This is a genomic window from Streptomyces sp. NPDC017529 (assembly GCF_044329785.1).
In the GTDB taxonomy this organism is placed as follows: Bacteria; Actinomycetota; Actinomycetes; order Streptomycetales; family Streptomycetaceae; genus Streptomyces.
This window is the reverse complement of record NZ_JBIRJY010000012.1, coordinates 71117-84620: the sequence shown is the minus strand read 5'-3', so window position 1 is coordinate 84620 and position 13504 is coordinate 71117. Positions and strand designations below refer to the sequence as shown.

Annotated in this window: 14 protein-coding genes; 5 read left to right on the top strand and 9 right to left on the bottom strand. The window is 74.2% G+C overall.

Annotated features, from left to right (window positions below; translation table 11 throughout):
• Positions 1 to 177: 177 nt before the first annotated feature.
• From msrB to ACH4K4_RS27045, 4 genes are all read right to left on the bottom strand, one after another.
• Positions 178 to 585, bottom strand: a complete 408-nt coding sequence (gene msrB / locus ACH4K4_RS27060; RefSeq protein ID WP_398170762.1) for a peptide-methionine (R)-S-oxide reductase MsrB — start codon at positions 583 to 585, stop codon at positions 178 to 180.
• A gap of 19 nt (positions 586 to 604) precedes the next feature.
• Positions 605 to 2008 (bottom strand): UDP-N-acetylmuramate--L-alanine ligase, encoded by a 1404-nt coding sequence (gene murC / locus ACH4K4_RS27055; RefSeq protein ID WP_398170760.1) that lies wholly within the window; start codon positions 2006 to 2008, stop codon positions 605 to 607.
• A gap of 96 nt (positions 2009 to 2104) precedes the next feature.
• Positions 2105 to 2776, bottom strand: coding sequence for a response regulator (locus ACH4K4_RS27050; RefSeq protein ID WP_398170758.1), 672 nt, complete (start codon positions 2774 to 2776; stop codon positions 2105 to 2107).
• Positions 2773 to 3987 (bottom strand): sensor histidine kinase, encoded by a 1215-nt coding sequence (locus tag ACH4K4_RS27045; protein ID WP_398171042.1) that lies wholly within the window; start codon positions 3985 to 3987, stop codon positions 2773 to 2775. The genes ACH4K4_RS27050 and ACH4K4_RS27045 overlap by 4 nt, the downstream gene beginning before the upstream one ends.
• A gap of 242 nt (positions 3988 to 4229) precedes the next feature.
• Between ACH4K4_RS27045 and ACH4K4_RS27040 the strand changes: the two genes are divergently transcribed.
• On the top strand, positions 4230 to 5354 hold the full coding sequence (locus tag ACH4K4_RS27040) for an ABC transporter permease (protein ID WP_398170756.1): 1125 nt from the start codon (positions 4230 to 4232) through the stop codon (positions 5352 to 5354).
• Positions 5355 to 5655: 301 nt separating this feature from the next.
• Complete coding sequence (locus tag ACH4K4_RS27035) at positions 5656 to 6381, top strand: ABC transporter ATP-binding protein (RefSeq protein WP_398170754.1); 726 nt, start codon at positions 5656 to 5658, stop codon at positions 6379 to 6381.
• Here ACH4K4_RS27035 and ACH4K4_RS27030 read toward each other — a convergent pair.
• Together ACH4K4_RS27030 and ACH4K4_RS27025 are read right to left on the bottom strand one after the other, a co-directional pair.
• Complete coding sequence (locus tag ACH4K4_RS27030; protein ID WP_398171041.1) at positions 6347 to 6874, bottom strand: indole-3-glycerol phosphate synthase; 528 nt, start codon at positions 6872 to 6874, stop codon at positions 6347 to 6349. The two genes, ACH4K4_RS27035 and ACH4K4_RS27030, sit on opposite strands and share 35 nt — an antisense overlap.
• Before the next feature lie 163 nt (positions 6875 to 7037).
• Positions 7038 to 7940, bottom strand: a complete 903-nt coding sequence (locus ACH4K4_RS27025; RefSeq protein ID WP_398170752.1) for a pyrimidine reductase family protein — start codon at positions 7938 to 7940, stop codon at positions 7038 to 7040.
• A gap of 107 nt (positions 7941 to 8047) precedes the next feature.
• On the opposite strand from ACH4K4_RS27025, the gene zapE reads away from it, so the two are divergent.
• The 3 genes from zapE to ACH4K4_RS27010 all read left to right on the top strand — a co-directional run bounded on the left by zapE (position 8048) and on the right by ACH4K4_RS27010 (position 11636).
• A complete protein-coding gene (gene zapE, locus ACH4K4_RS27020; protein ID WP_398171040.1) occupies positions 8048 to 9133 on the top strand; it encodes a cell division protein ZapE in 1086 nt (361 codons plus the stop codon).
• Positions 9134 to 9293: 160 nt separating this feature from the next.
• Entirely contained in the window at positions 9294 to 10658 is a 1365-nt protein-coding gene (locus tag ACH4K4_RS27015; protein ID WP_398170750.1) for an alkaline phosphatase PhoX, read from the top strand.
• Between the two features lie 108 nt (positions 10659 to 10766).
• Positions 10767 to 11636 (top strand): polysaccharide deacetylase family protein, encoded by an 870-nt coding sequence (locus ACH4K4_RS27010; protein WP_398170748.1) that lies wholly within the window; start codon positions 10767 to 10769, stop codon positions 11634 to 11636.
• Positions 11637 to 11656: 20 nt separating this feature from the next.
• Here ACH4K4_RS27010 and ACH4K4_RS27005 read toward each other — a convergent pair whose 3' ends face one another.
• From ACH4K4_RS27005 to ACH4K4_RS26995, 3 genes are read right to left on the bottom strand one after another with little or no spacing between them, the layout of a single operon-like run.
• On the bottom strand, positions 11657 to 11842 hold the full coding sequence (locus tag ACH4K4_RS27005; RefSeq protein ID WP_398170746.1) for a hypothetical protein: 186 nt from the start codon (positions 11840 to 11842) through the stop codon (positions 11657 to 11659).
• Positions 11843 to 11884: 42 nt separating this feature from the next.
• On the bottom strand, positions 11885 to 12553 hold the full coding sequence (locus tag ACH4K4_RS27000) for an ABC transporter (RefSeq protein WP_398170744.1): 669 nt from the start codon (positions 12551 to 12553) through the stop codon (positions 11885 to 11887).
• The gene (locus tag ACH4K4_RS26995) at positions 12550 to 13491 is read right to left on the bottom strand and encodes an ATP-binding cassette domain-containing protein (RefSeq protein ID WP_398170742.1); all 942 of its coding nucleotides are present in this window, start codon (positions 13489 to 13491) and stop codon (positions 12550 to 12552) included. Before ACH4K4_RS26995 ends, ACH4K4_RS27000 begins: the two co-directional genes overlap by 4 nt.
• Positions 13492 to 13504 lie beyond the last annotated feature (13 nt).

Genomic DNA, 13504 nt, shown 5'->3' with positions numbered 1-13504 from the left:
CCCCACAAAACACGTGGGTTGGTTCCGCCCAACCACAAGGTTGGGTGCCCCACACGGCCCTACCGTTGTGGTTATGGGTATTCACCCGCCGGGGCGGCAGGCGCCCTCGGAGTGGCGCCTGCCGCACGGTCCGGTCGCTGTGCCGGCTCGGCACAACCAGGCGAGCGGCGCCGCTCTTCAGTCCTTGTCAGCCGTCAGCCGCACCGAGATCGAGTTGATGCAGTACCGCTGGTCGGTCGGGGTCGGGTAGCCCTCGCCCTCGAAGACGTGGCCGAGGTGGGAGCCGCAGCGGGCGCAGCGGACCTCCGTGCGGACCATGCCGAGGGAGTCGTCCCGGAGGAGTTCGACGGCGTCGGTGTCCTTGGGGTCGTAGAAGGACGGCCAGCCGCAGTGGCTCTCGAACTTCGTCTCGGAGCGGAACAGCTCGGCGCCGCAGGCGCGGCAGGAGTAGACGCCCGCCGTCTTCGTGTCGGTGTACTCGCCGACGAAGGGGGGCTCCGTGCCGCCCTGGCGCAGGACCTGGTACTCCTGCGGGGTCAGCTCGGCGCGCCACTGCTCGTCCGGCTTGTCGATCTCGTACGGCATGAGGTCCCTCTTCTTCCTGTCAGCCCTGCAGGCGCGCGAGGATCTGCGGGCCGAGTTCGGTCACGTCGCCCGCGCCCATGGTGAGAACAAGGTCGCCCGGCTCCGCCATTCCTGCGATCACCTCGGGAATCGCGGTCTTGTCGTGCTCGGCGGTCACCCGGGCGCCCTTGGCCTGGGCCGCTTCGATGATCAGGGCGCTGGTGACGCCGGGGATCGGGTCCTCGCGGGCCGGGTAGACGTCGAGGACCACGGAGGCGTCGGCGAGGGTGAGGGCCTCGCCCATCTCCTTGCCCAGCTCCTGGGTGCGGGAGAAGAGGTGCGGCTGGAAGACGACCAGGACGCGGGAGCCGGTGGCGGCGCCGCGGATGGCCTCCAGGTCGGCGGTCATCTCGGTGGGGTGGTGCGCGTAGGAGTCGATGACCTGCACGCCGGCCGCCTCGCCCTGGAGCTGGAGGCGGCGCTTGACGCCGGTGTACGTGCCGAGCGCGGAGGCCAGGTTGTGCGGCGGCAGGCCGAGCGCGGTGCCGGCGGCGAGGGCGGCGACCGCGTTGTGGGCGTAGTGCTTGCCGGGGACCGAGACGGTGAAGGTGAGGATCTTGCCGTTGGCCAGGGCGACGGTGACCTCGCTGGACAGGCCGCGCGGGTTGACCTTGAGGACCCGTACGTCGGCGTCCTCGGCCTCGCCGTAGGTGACGATCTCGATGTCGTGGCGGCCGGCGACGCGGGAGGTCAGTTCGCGGGCGCCGGGGTGGTCGGCCGAGACGACGAGGGTGCCGCCGGGGCGGATACGGGCGGCGAACGTCTCGAAGGACTCGTAGATCTCGTCCATCGAGGCGTAGTTGGCGTGGTGGTCCAGCTCGACGTTGAGGACGATGGCGACCTCGGGCGCGTACTTGTGGAAGCTGCGGTCGCTCTCGTCCGCCTCGGCGACGAAGATCTCGCCGCTGCCGTGCTCGGCGTTGGAGCCGGGGGCGTTCAGGTCGCCGCCGATGGCGTAGGACGGGGACAGGCCCAGGGAGGCGAGGGAGACGGCCAGCATGGAGGTGGTGGTCGTCTTGCCGTGGGTGCCGGCCACGGCGATCGGGCGCAGGCCGTCCATGAGGGAGGCGAGCGCGTCGGCGCGGTGCACGACGGGGATGCCGCGCTCGCGGGCCGCGGCCAGCTCCGGGTTGTCGTCGCGGATCGCGGAGGAGACGACGACGCTGGTGGCGTCCTCGGCGAGGTGTGCGGCGGCGTGGCCGATGCGGACCGTGGCGCCGGAGTCGCGCAGGGCCTGGGCGGTCGCCGACTCCTTGGCGTCGCTGCCGGCGACCCGGGCGCCGCGCTGGGCGAGGATCTTCGCAATGCCGGACATCCCGGCGCCGCCGATGCCGATGAAGTGCGGTCGGTCCATCGCGTCGGGGATGCCCGGGGACGGTGCCATGCGTCAGTCTCCTGCTCGTCGATCTCTACGGTCCGTACGCGAACGATTCTCGCACCCGGCACCGACAGCCGGTGCCGGGCGGGCCCGGGCGCCGGGTCAGCGGCGGATCAGCCCGCGCGCGGTGGCCGCGGCCACCGCCGAGGTGCGGGAGTCGACGCCCAGCTTGGCGTAGATGTGCACGAGGTGGGACTTGACCGTGGCCTGGCTGAGGAAGAGCCGTTTGCTGATCCCGGCGTTGGACAGGCCGTCGGCGACGAGCTGGAGGACCTCGGTCTCGCGGCGGGAGAGGGCCGCGGCGGGCGTCCGTACGCGGTCCATCAGGCGCAGCGCGATGGTCGGCGCGAGCGCGGACTTGCCGGCCGCCGCGGTGCGTACGGCGGCGGCCAGTTCCTCGGGCGGCGCGTCCTTCAGGAGGTAGCCGGTGGCGCCCGCCTCGATGGCGGCGAGGATGTCGGCGTCGGTGTCGTACGTGGTCAGGACCAGGACGCGGGGGGCGCCCGCGCGCGCTGTGATGGCGGCGGTGGCCTGCGAGCCGAGCATCCGGCCGCCGAACTGGAGGTCCATCAGGACGACGTCGACGCCGGACCGGGCCGCCCGTTCCACGGCCTCCTCGGCGGTGGGCACGTCCGCCACGACCTCGAAGTCCGGTTCGGTCTCCAGGACGGCGCGCAGTCCGGCCCGTACGACGGGGTGGTCGTCGGCGAGGAGGAGGCGTACGGGGGCGGGGCGGGGGCCGGTGGCGGGTCCCGGCTCGGGGTGGTGAATCACGCGGTGGCCTGTCCGGGAGGGGCGTCGGGGCCGGGTGGAGGAGCGGGGGCCGGGGCCGGCGGGGCGGCCGGTTGCGGGTACGGCAGGGTGACGGCGAGCGCCGTGCCCTCGCCCGGCGCGGACTCCACGGCCAGCGTGCCGTGCAGCGCGCGGGCCCTGGCGCGCATCGCGGCCAGCCCGAAGCCGGTGCCCGAGCCGGCGCCGGAGCCCGGTGCGGGCACCTCGGCGGGCACGAAGCCGGCGCCGTCGTCGACCACGTCGAGGGCGACCTCGGTGTCCATGTAGGAGAGCGTCAGCTCGGCGCGGCCGGCGCCCGCGTGCCGCACCGTGTTGGCCAGCGCGGACTGTGCGATGCGCAGCAGCGCGACCTCGTGCGGGGTGGGCAGTTCGACGGGGGCGCCGGAGACTTGGCAGTGCACGGCCACACCGGAGGCCTGGGCGGTGGTGGCGCACAGTCGCTCCAGGGCGGCGGGCAGCGACCCGGCCTCCAGGTCGGGCGGGCTCAGCGCCCGTACGAAGCGGCGGGCCTCGGCGAGATTGTCGACGGCGGCCTGCCGGGCCTGCCGGACGTGGCCCAGCGCGGTCTCGGTGTCCGGCCCCTGCGGAAGCGCTCGTTCCGCGGCCCTCAGCAGCAGCTGGATGCTGGAGAGCCCCTGCGCGAGGGTGTCGTGGATCTCGCGGGCCAGCCGCTCGCGCTCGGCGAGCACCCCGGCGGCGTGCTCGGCGGCCGCCAGTTCGCTGCGGGCGGCGGTCAGCTCCTCGATGAGGCGGCGGCGCTGCTCGCTCTCCCGGTACAGGGCCTGGTAGCCGAGGACCACGGCGACGGCGACGGCGGCGCCGAGCGCGGGTCCGACGACCGTACCGACGGTGAGCACGTGGGTGTGCCAGCCGAACCCGCCGATCGCGACGAGCGTGGTGACCAGGACGGCGGGCAGGCCCCAGCGCAGCGGGAGCAGGTGCAGCTGGACGAAGAAGAGCGGGAAGGCCAGCCAGACGCCGAGCGGCGTGAGGGCGAGCAGGACGGTCCACACCGCCATGACGGCGGCGAGCCAGAGCGCCGCCGCGGCCGTGGAGGTGCGGACCGGCGGCAGGGTCGGGCCGACGGCGTAGACGGCGAGCAGCAGGACGGCGGCGCCGGTGACGGCCGGCGTGTTCGGGCTGTGGTCGGCCACGGCCCGCACGGCGGCGAGCGCCAGCAGCGCGGCGACCATCAGGTGCAGGCAGCTGCGCAGCACCCGCAGGACGGGGGTGAGGGAGTGCGGAGTCACGACCCCTCCAGGTTAGGCATCGGTCCCCGTACCGGCATCCATCGAAAGGTTGATCGTGGGCTGCGCCTTTCGATCCCGGCGAACCACCCGCGGGCGCGATGCCCGCCGCCTCCTTCCCCGGCGACGGTGGGGACCAGCCGCCGGGCAACGGGCCCGGCAGTCGACCGAAGGATGGCCGGGGCCCCGTGTTCGTCGCCTGGAGAGACCTGAGATTCGCCAAGGGCCGGTTCGCCCTGATGGGCACCGTCATCGTGTTGATCACGGTGCTGGTGGGGCTGCTGTCCGGGCTGACGGCGGGCCTGGGCCGGGAGAACACCTCGGCGATCACCTCGCTGCCCGCCGACCGCCTCGCCTTCGCCGCCCCGGCCGGCGGCGGCGACGTCTCGTTCGCCGACTCGCACGTCGGTGAACGCACCTGGCAGGCGTGGTCGCGGGTGCCGGGCGTCGCTTCGGCGGAGCCGCTGGGGATCGGTACGGCCAGGGCCGCGGCGGGTGACGGCGCGGACCGGCGCACCGCCGCGCTGTCCGCCTTCGGGGTACGGCCGGGCTCGCGGCTGGCGCCCGCGCCCGGGCGGATCGCCGACGGTGCGGCCGTGCTGTCCCGCAAGGCCGCCGAGGAGCTGGGCGTACGGGCCGGGGACGCCTTCACCCTGAACGGGCGGCAGCTGACGGCCGCCGCGGTGTCGGGTGAGGCGATGTACAGCCACACGCCGGTGGTCTGGACGTCGCTGGCCGACTGGGCCGGCGCGCCGGGCGGCGGCAGCGGGGGCTCCGGGAGCGCCCGGGGCTCCGGCGGCGGGGCGGAAACGGCAACGGTGGTGGCCCTCACCACCTCCGGGGGCGCCGACGTGGCCGCCGCCGACCGGCGGCTGGGCACCCGTACCGTCACAACCGGCGAGGCGCTGCGCGCCATCGGCTCGTACACCGCGGAGAACGGCTCCCTACAGCTGATGCGCGGCTTCCTCTTCGCCATATCGGCGCTGGTCATCGGCGCCTTCTTCACGGTGTGGACGATCCAGCGCAGCGGCGACGTCGCCGTGCTCAAGGCGCTCGGCGCCTCCACCCGCTACCTGCTGCGGGACGCGCTCGGCCAGGCGGTGGTGCTGCTGGTGGCCGGTACGGGCCTGGGCACCGCGCTCGCGGCCTCGGTCGGCGCGGCCGTGGGCGACGCCGTCCCGTTCGTCCTGGACCCGGGCACCGTCCTGCTCCCGGCCCTGGTCATGATCGCGCTGGGGGCCGTCGGCGCCGCGCTGTCGATCCGCCGCATCACCGCCGTCGATCCGCTGACCGCGCTGGGCAGTGCGCGGTGAGCCGCCGCGACGCCCCGGTGACGCCGTACGGCTTCCCTGATTCCGCGCCTTTCCGGTGCCCGACCGGCATTCCCCGGTGAAAACCGTGCCGCGGCCGGATTCCGGTTCCATTCCTCGGGCTTGTTCCGGAAGCAATTCCGGTCCGGCCGGGGGCGTGTTCCACCGGTGCGTGCCGGTTCCGGTTTCGGGAATTCCGATTGCCGCGCCGGAGCCGCCGCCGCGCATTCCGGGCACGAAAGGGCGGCCGCGAACAGCGCGCCCGCCCCGAATCCTGCACCCCACGACCCCAGCGACGGACGCCATGAACGCGAACACTTCCCGCCTCCCCCACACCCCCGGCCTCGAACTGGCCGGTGTCACCCTCACCTACCCGGACGGCGCCTCCCGCCTCACCGCCCTCGACGACGTGAGCCTGACCGTGCCCACCGGGTCCGTGACCGCCGTGCTCGGTCCCTCGGGCTCCGGGAAGTCCAGCCTGCTCGCGGTGGCCGCGACGCTGATCACCCCGGACAGCGGCCGGGTGGCCGTGGCCAGCACGGACACCACCGGGATGAGCCGGGCCGAGCTGACCGCACTGCGCCGCACGAAGATCGGCACGGTCTTCCAGCAGCCCAACCTGCTGCCGTCCCTGACGGCGGTGGAGCAGTTGCAGGTGATGGCCCATCTGGACGGCCGCCCGCCGCGCGCGGCCCGGCCGCGGGCGCTGGAGCTGCTGGCCGCGGTGGGCCTGGCCGACCAGGCCGGGCGCCGCCCGCACCAGCTCTCCGGCGGCCAGCGGCAGCGGATCAACATCGCGCGGGCGCTGATGAACGAACCGGCCGTCCTGCTGGTCGACGAGCCGACCAGCGCGCTGGACCACGAGCGCGGCGCCGCGGTGCTGGACCTGATCACCACGCTCACGCACCAGCGCGCCACCGCGACGGTGCTCGTCACGCACGACCGCGCCCACCTGGAGGCGGTGGACGCGACCGCGGAGGTGCTGGACGGGCGGCTCAGCTCCCCGCGGCGTCCTCTCCCGAGCCGGTAGCCGGGCCCTTGGCCGGGTTCTGCGCCACGTCCCGGGCCGGGTCGTCGGGCGCGTGCGAGAAGAGCTTGAGCACGGGGACGCCGACCTTGTGCCGGGCGCGGGAGGCCCAGTCGCGGTGGAAGAACTCCTCGACGAAGTGCGGGGCGGTCAGCACGATCACCTCGTCGGCGCCGGTCTCGTCGACGACCGACCGCAGCAGGTCCAGCGGGTGGTCCTCGACGATCTGCCCGACGGCCTCGGCGCCCGTCGCACGCAGCGCGGCCAGGGTGTAGGACAGGGCGCGCCCGGCGGGTGGCTCCGCCTGCGCGCCCTCCGGCTCGTCGCCTTCCCGTACGGCGTCCTCGAACTCACCCAGGGCGACGTCGTCGATGGCCCGGAGCAGGAGGTCCTGCTTGCCGCGCGGCTGCATGAGGACGACGAAGGAGACCTGGTCGTCGCCGTGCAGCGTGGTGACGAACTCCACGTCGGCGGGCGTCAGGGGCTTCTCGATCATCAAGACACTCGTGAACACGGCGGACGCCCTTCTTCTCTTCTCTCGCGGCCCGTCCCTGGGAGCGGGCCGAACAGAAACCATCCTGCCCCGTCGCCACACGGGGCCTGCTGGCCTTTAGTGTGCCCGGCGGGAGCTAAGCGGAACGAATAATTCCGCCCTTTGTTCAGGACCGACGGTAACGGGTGAACAGGAAACCGGCTTCCTCCAGTACGGACGCGAGTACGAATGTTTCCGGAACGGCGGCCACCGGCGCGTTCATGATGCGCGGCGCGTCACCGGCGACCACCAGCGGTGCCAGGGAGAGGCACAACTCATCGAGTGCCCCGCATCCGGCGAGCTGACCCAGCAGACGCGGGCCGCCCTCCGTCAGCAGCCGCGTGAAGCCGCGGGCGGCGAGCGCGCCGACGATGCGCGACGGGTCGACGACACCGCCGTCACCTGCGAAGACCACCTCGGCGCCGGCCTTGCGCGCGGTACGCACCCGGTCCTCGTCGGCCCCCGCCCCGGTCAGCACGACCGTCGGCACCAGCGGCTCGGTGAACAGCGGCTGCGAGAAGTCCAGGTCCAGACTGGCGGTCACCACCGCGACGGCGGGAGCGGGGCCCTGCCCGGCCGCGGCCCGCCGCGCGGCGAACGCCTCGCGGGCGCGGGCCGGGCGGTAGCCCTCCTTGCGTACGGTCTCGGCGCCGACGACCACCGCGTCCGCGAGCCCGCGCAGCACGCCGAAGATCCGCATGTCCGCATCACTGGACAGCGGCTGCGAGCGGCCCTCGTGATGGGCGGCGCCGTCCAGCGAGGAGACCATGTTCGCGCGCAGCCAGCCCTCGCCCTCGCCGAGCCGCGGATACGCGTAGGCGTCGGCCAATTCGTCCAGGCTCCACCGGCGGTCGGCGAAATCGGCAAGCCCCGCCGTACCGGAATCCACCGGCCCGGAACTCGCGCTGCGGGAAGTATCCGTAGCGGAATCCGCACCGACGGGACCGGCGGTGGAATTCTCGGCAGCGGAGGGTCCGGGGAAATCCGCTGACCGTGCGTACTGGGCGGGAATGGGGAACAGGCGTCGCATAGGCCGCAGTGTGACATGCCTCGCTCACCCGGCCGAGTCCTTCCGCACAGGAGCTAGGCTGGACGGCTGTGTCGCCTTCCCAGCCCTCGTCCCCCCAGTCCTCCCCCATAGCCGGACCGCCGGCAGAGGGGGCCGGAGCGGCGCCCGCCGCGCTCACCGCGCGCGCACCGCACGTCCCGGCCGACCGTCTGGTGGCGGAAATGGTCCCGCCGCCGCGCTTCCAGAGCGCGCGCTTCGAGACGTACATCCCGGACCCGAACCAGCCCAGCCAGGCCGCGGCCGTACAGATCCTGGGCGACTTCGCCGCGGGGATCGGCGGTGGCGCGGAGACCGGCGGCGGCAAGCGGCGCTGGTTCGGCAGGGGCGCCAAGAAGGCGGCGGCGCCCGCCGGTCCGCGCGGTGTCTACCTGGACGGCGGCTACGGCGTCGGCAAGACGCACCTGCTGGCGTCCCTGTGGCACGCCACCCCGGCCGCCCCCGAACTGAAGGCGTTCGGCACCTTCGTCGAGCTGACCAATCTGGTCGGCGCGCTCGGTTTCCAGCAGACCGTGCAGACGCTCAGCGGCCACCGCCTGCTGTGCATCGACGAGTTCGAGCTGGACGACCCCGGTGACACCGTGCTCGTCTCCAGTCTGCTCAGCAGGCTGGTCGAGGCGGGTGTCGCGCTCGCCGCCACCTCCAACACGCTGCCCGGCAAGCTGGGCGAGGGCCGCTTCGCAGCGGCGGACTTCCTGCGCGAGATCCAGGGCCTGAGCGCCCACTTCCGGCCGCTGCGCATCGACGGCGAGGACTACCGCCACCGGGGCCTGCCCGAGGCCCCGCCCCCGTTCGACGACGCGATCGTCACGCGCGTCGCGTACCGCACCCCCGGCGCCTCGCTCGACGACTTCCCCTCGCTGCTGGAACACCTCTCGAAGGTGCATCCCAGCAGGTACGGGGCGATGTGCGACGGCATCACGGCCGTCTGCCTGACCGATGTGCAGGCGGTGCCGGACCAGTCCACGGCGCTGCGCCTGGTGGTGCTCGCGGACCGGCTCTACGACCGCGAGATCCCCGTACTGGCCGCCGGCAAGCCGTTCGACGCGCTGTTCAGCGAGGACATGCTCAGGGGCGGCTACCGGAAGAAGTACTTCCGCGCCATATCCCGGCTGACGGCACTGGCCCGCGACGCCAAGCCGCTGGCGGAGGCGTAGCGGAGCCCCGTGCGGGCCGGGTCCGGACGGCCCCGGCCCGCCCCTGCGATCCGGACCTGCGGCGCCGCTGCGGCGGGCGCGCGCGGCCGGTTCCCGGCGGCCGACGTGCGTGATACACACATGCGGTCACGTCACCTGTCCGCCAGCAGGGAGTCGCCCCATGTCCGCAACACGACGTCAAGTCCTGGCAAGAACCGGCTCGTTGGGTCTGTCGATCGCCTTCGCCGGCAGCATTTCGGAGATCTTCGCGGGGACCGCCAGCGCGCGGAGCGCGGGCCGGCGCGGCTACGGCCCGCTCATACCGGACCCGGCCGGACTGCTCGATCTCCCCAAGGGATTCCGCTACACGGTCCTCTCCCGCGAGGGCGGCCGGCTGCCCTCCGACGAGGGCCGAATACCGGGCAACCACGACGGCATGGCCGCCTTCCCCGGCCGCCACGGCCGCGTCCACCTCGTACGCAACCACGAGAACCGGCGCAGATCGCGGGTGCCCGTCCCCACCGTCGCCGGCCTCACCTACGACCCGGCCGGCGAGGGCGGCTGTACGGCGCTGGAACTGGACCGGCACCACCGGGTGCTCTCCGAACGCGTCGCCATCGCCGGCACCTCCACCAACTGCGCGGGCGGGCCCACCCCGTGGCACACCTGGCTCACCTGCGAGGAGACCGAGGTGCGCGCGGGCCAGGACGGGCACACCAAGGACCACGGCTTCGTCTTCGAGGTCGATCCGTACGATCCGCGCCGTACCGGGGCCGTGCCGCTGACCGCCATGGGGCGGTTCCAGCACGAGGCGGTGGCCGTGGACCCGGAGAGCGGCACGGTCTACGAGACCGAGGACGCCTTCGACAAGCCGTTCGGCCTCTTCTACCGCTTCCGGCCCGCCAAGCCGCTGGGCGGGCGGGGCTCGCTACGGGCCGGCGGCCGGCTCCAGGCGCTGCGCATACCGGATGTCGGGGACCTCTCCGCCGTCCAGGAGACCGGCACCACGTTCCGCCACGTGGAGTGGGTGGACGTCCCCGACCCGCTCGCCCGGCAGACCCCCATACGCTTCCAGGACTTCGGCCCGCGCGGCATCACCCACGCGCAGAAGCTGGAGGGCTGCTACTGGGGCTCCAGCGTCTACTTCGTCTCCAGCTTCGCGCGGAGCGCGGACGGATCGGCCGCCGACCACTACGGCCAGATCTGGCGGTACGACCCGGACGCGCGCCGCCTGACCCTCGTCGTCGTCTTCGGCCCCGGCACCGACATCCAGCTGCCCGGCGAGTCCCCCGACAACATCTGCCTGGCGCCCGGCGGCGGCCTGATGGTGTGCGAGGACGGGGATGGGGCCCAGCACGTGTACGGGCTGACCCGGCGCGGCACGGTCCACCCCGTGGCACGCAACCGGCAGAACATCGGCACGCCGGAGAAGCCCGAGTGGGGCGAGTTCGCGGGCGTCACCTTCTCCCCCGACCAGCGCACGATGTACGTCAACTGCTACACGCCCGGCACGACGTTCGCGGTCACGGGTCCCTGGGAGGACTGAGGCCGCCACCCGCACCGGCCGTGTCACTCGATGCGAGTGACACGGCCGATACGGTCGATGCCCCCGTGTCGTCCCGGCCGCCCCGCCTCCGCTGTTTACGCTCCGCACATGCCCACCAGCGCCGGTTACCGACCGATCACGACCGTGCTGCGGGTGCTCGCGCCGCTCGTCCTCCTCCTGTCACCGGCCACCGCCTGCGGGCCCGTGCCGGCCGCCCAGGCCCCGCCGTCCGCGCCCGCGCCCGTAGCGGTGCCGACCCTCCCTGCCGGGCCCGACGGCCGTACCGCGGTCTTCGCACACGGCCCGCGGTACGACGGCGCGGCCCGGCGCGTGGCACTGACCTTCGACGCCGACATGACCTCGGACGACGGCACCCGCGCGGCCGGCGGCGAGCGCTTCGACAACCCCGCGCTGATCGCGTCGCTGCGCCGGCTGCGCGTGCCCGCCACGGTCTTCGTGACCGGGCGCTGGGCCGAGCAGTACCCGGACCAGACGCGTTCGATCGGCCGCGACCCGCTCTTCGAGGTCGCCAACCACTCCTACGCACACCGCTCCTTCACCCCCTCGGCCTCCTGTTACGGCCTGCCCGCCCTCGCCCCGGAGTCGATGCGCGCCGACGTGGAACGGGCCTTCGCCGCGTTCCGGCGGGCCGGGGTGGCGCACCCGGTGCCGTACTTCCGTTTCCCCGGCGGCTGCTACGACGACCAGGCGCTGCGGGCGGTGGCACCGGCCGGGGTGACGGTGGTGCAGTGGGACGTGATCGGCGGCGACGCGTTCGCCCGGGACCCGGGCCGGGTCGCCGGACAGGTGCTGGCCGGCGTCCGGCCCGGCTCGGTGGTGGTGCTGCACTGCACCCGCAGCGCGGCACCGGTCACGGACGAGGCGGTACGGACGATCGTCCCCGCCTTGCGGAAGCGCGGTTACCGGTTCGTTCGGGTGTCGGAGCTGATCGCGGAGTCGCGGGGTGCGGAAGGCTGAAGCGGTCCGGGACGGTCTCTCTAGCCTGAGCAGGCTGTGCGCTGGGCCTCCAGCCACTCGCAGGGCGGGCACAGCAGGGCACCGGGGCGGCTGGCCGGGTACTCGGTGGGCTTGCCGCAGTGCACGCAGTCGGCGAAGGGCGGGCCGGCGTCCACGGCGTCCGGCCGCTCGTCTGTTCGGCTCGTCTGATCGTCGGTACCCGGCATACCGTCGATCCTACGTCCGGCCAGGAGCCGCGGAGCGCCGGTTCAGCCGCGGCGGGAGCCGAGCCGGCAGGCCAGGGCGGTGGCGGCGGCCGCGATCACGGCCGTGAGGGCCAGCGGCAGCCAGGGCGCGGTGATCGTCCCGTCGCGGGACCCGGTGACCAGGCCGGATATGGCGGCATTCGCGGGCGACGCGCTCGCCACGAGCAGCAGCAGTGCGGCCAGCAGGCCGGACAGGATCGACCAGCCGGTGCTGCGCAGCACCGGCCGGTTGCACAGTGCCCCGACGGCGGTGCCCAGCAGCACGCAGGTGAGTGCGGCCATCAGGCCGGCGCCGGCTGCGGGCAGTACGGGGACGGCGGTGTGGTGGTCGGAGGCGTGCGGATCGGCCACCAGCGCGACGTAGGCCGTGCCTGCGAGGGCGAGGAATGTGGCCGCCAGCGCCCCTGCAAGGACGCAGGCGAGGTGGGCCCGGCCGGGTCCGGCGGCCGCCGCCGCGCAGGCGCGGGCGGTGGGCGGCTCGTTGGTGACGCAGATCCGGCACAGCCACGCGGCGAGGGGCAGCAGACCGATCGCGGCGAGGCCGTACGAGTCGAGGATCGGCCCGCCGGTCTGCACTCCCACGGCGAGGAAGGCGGCGTAGAGCAGGAGCGGCGGCAGCCAGCGGTGCGACCGCAGAAGCAAGGCCGTCTGGTAGCGCAGGAGCGGAATCACGGGGACCGGTTTTCGTCGGGGGTCGGACCGTCGGGCGGGCCTTGCGGGCCGGACGCGGCCGGGGCCTGCGGTACGGGAGCGACCGCGCGGACGTGCCAGGGCGGGCGCGCGGTGAGCAGGGCGCGCAGCAGCGCGTCGGAGTGGGCGGCCGGTACGGTCAGCCGCGCCGTCGTTCCGTCGGCGCCCGGGGTGACGACGGGCCGGCCCGGCAGGTCGCCGAGGCCGGTCGTCTCGGCGAGGCGGCCGGCGCCCCCGGGAAGCTCCGCCTCGACGGTCACCTGCGGGCCGGACGGCGCGCGGACTTCCGCGAGACCCGCTTCCGCCGCGTCCGGCAGCCGGTCCAGCCGGTTGCCCACGACGCGGTACCGCGCGTCGGCTGCGCCCGCCAGGCGGCGCGGGTCGTGGTCGACGAAGACGACCGTGCCGCCCTCCGCCACCCGCTCGGCCACGGCCCGGTCGAGGGTGTCGCGTGCCGCGGGGTCCAGGCCGGTCCACGCCTCGTCGAGGACGAGCAGGTCCGGCTCGGCCAGCAGCGCCTGGGACACCGCGACCTTCTGGCTGGTGCCCTTGGACAGTTCGGCGAGCGGCGTACCGGCGTGCCCGCCGGCGCCGAAACGTTCGAGCCAGTCCGCCGCCCTGCGGGCCGCCTCGGAGCCGCGCAGGCCGTGGATCCGGCCGAGGTGGGTGAGGTAGCCGGCGGCCGTGAACGGGAGGGCGTCCGGGAAGCGTTCGGGCACGTACGCGGTGCGCGGGCGCCCGGTGACGCGGCCCTTGCTGGGCGCGTCGATCCCGGCCAGGAGCCGCAGCAGCGTGGACTTGCCGCTGCCGTTGCGGCCCTCCACGCGCACCAGGGACCGCCGCGGCAGGTGGAGGTCGACGTCCCGCAGCACCCACGGGCCGCGCGCTCCGTAGCGCCGCCCCACCCCGTCCAGTCTCATCGGCCCCCCGCCG

Coding starts and splice junctions, on each gene's coding strand:
- ACH4K4_RS27005 (WP_398170746.1), bottom strand. CDS start 11,842: ATGCCGGGTACCGACGATCAGACGAGCCGAACAGACGAGCGGCCGGAC.
- ACH4K4_RS26995 (WP_398170742.1), bottom strand. CDS start 13,491: ATGAGACTGGACGGGGTGGGGCGGCGCTACGGAGCGCGCGGCCCGTGG.
- ACH4K4_RS27045 (WP_398171042.1), bottom strand. CDS start 3,987: ATGGTCGCCGCGCTGCTGGCGCTCGCCGCCGTGCGGGCCGTGGCCGAC.
- ACH4K4_RS27015 (WP_398170750.1), top strand. CDS start 9,294: ATGTCCGCAACACGACGTCAAGTCCTGGCAAGAACCGGCTCGTTGGGT.
- murC (WP_398170760.1), bottom strand. CDS start 2,008: ATGGCACCGTCCCCGGGCATCCCCGACGCGATGGACCGACCGCACTTC.
- ACH4K4_RS27030 (WP_398171041.1), bottom strand. CDS start 6,874: ATGATCGAGAAGCCCCTGACGCCCGCCGACGTGGAGTTCGTCACCACG.
- ACH4K4_RS27010 (WP_398170748.1), top strand. CDS start 10,767: ATGCCCACCAGCGCCGGTTACCGACCGATCACGACCGTGCTGCGGGTG.
- ACH4K4_RS27025 (WP_398170752.1), bottom strand. CDS start 7,940: ATGCGACGCCTGTTCCCCATTCCCGCCCAGTACGCACGGTCAGCGGAT.
- ACH4K4_RS27035 (WP_398170754.1), top strand. CDS start 5,656: ATGAACGCGAACACTTCCCGCCTCCCCCACACCCCCGGCCTCGAACTG.
- msrB (WP_398170762.1), bottom strand. CDS start 585: ATGCCGTACGAGATCGACAAGCCGGACGAGCAGTGGCGCGCCGAGCTG.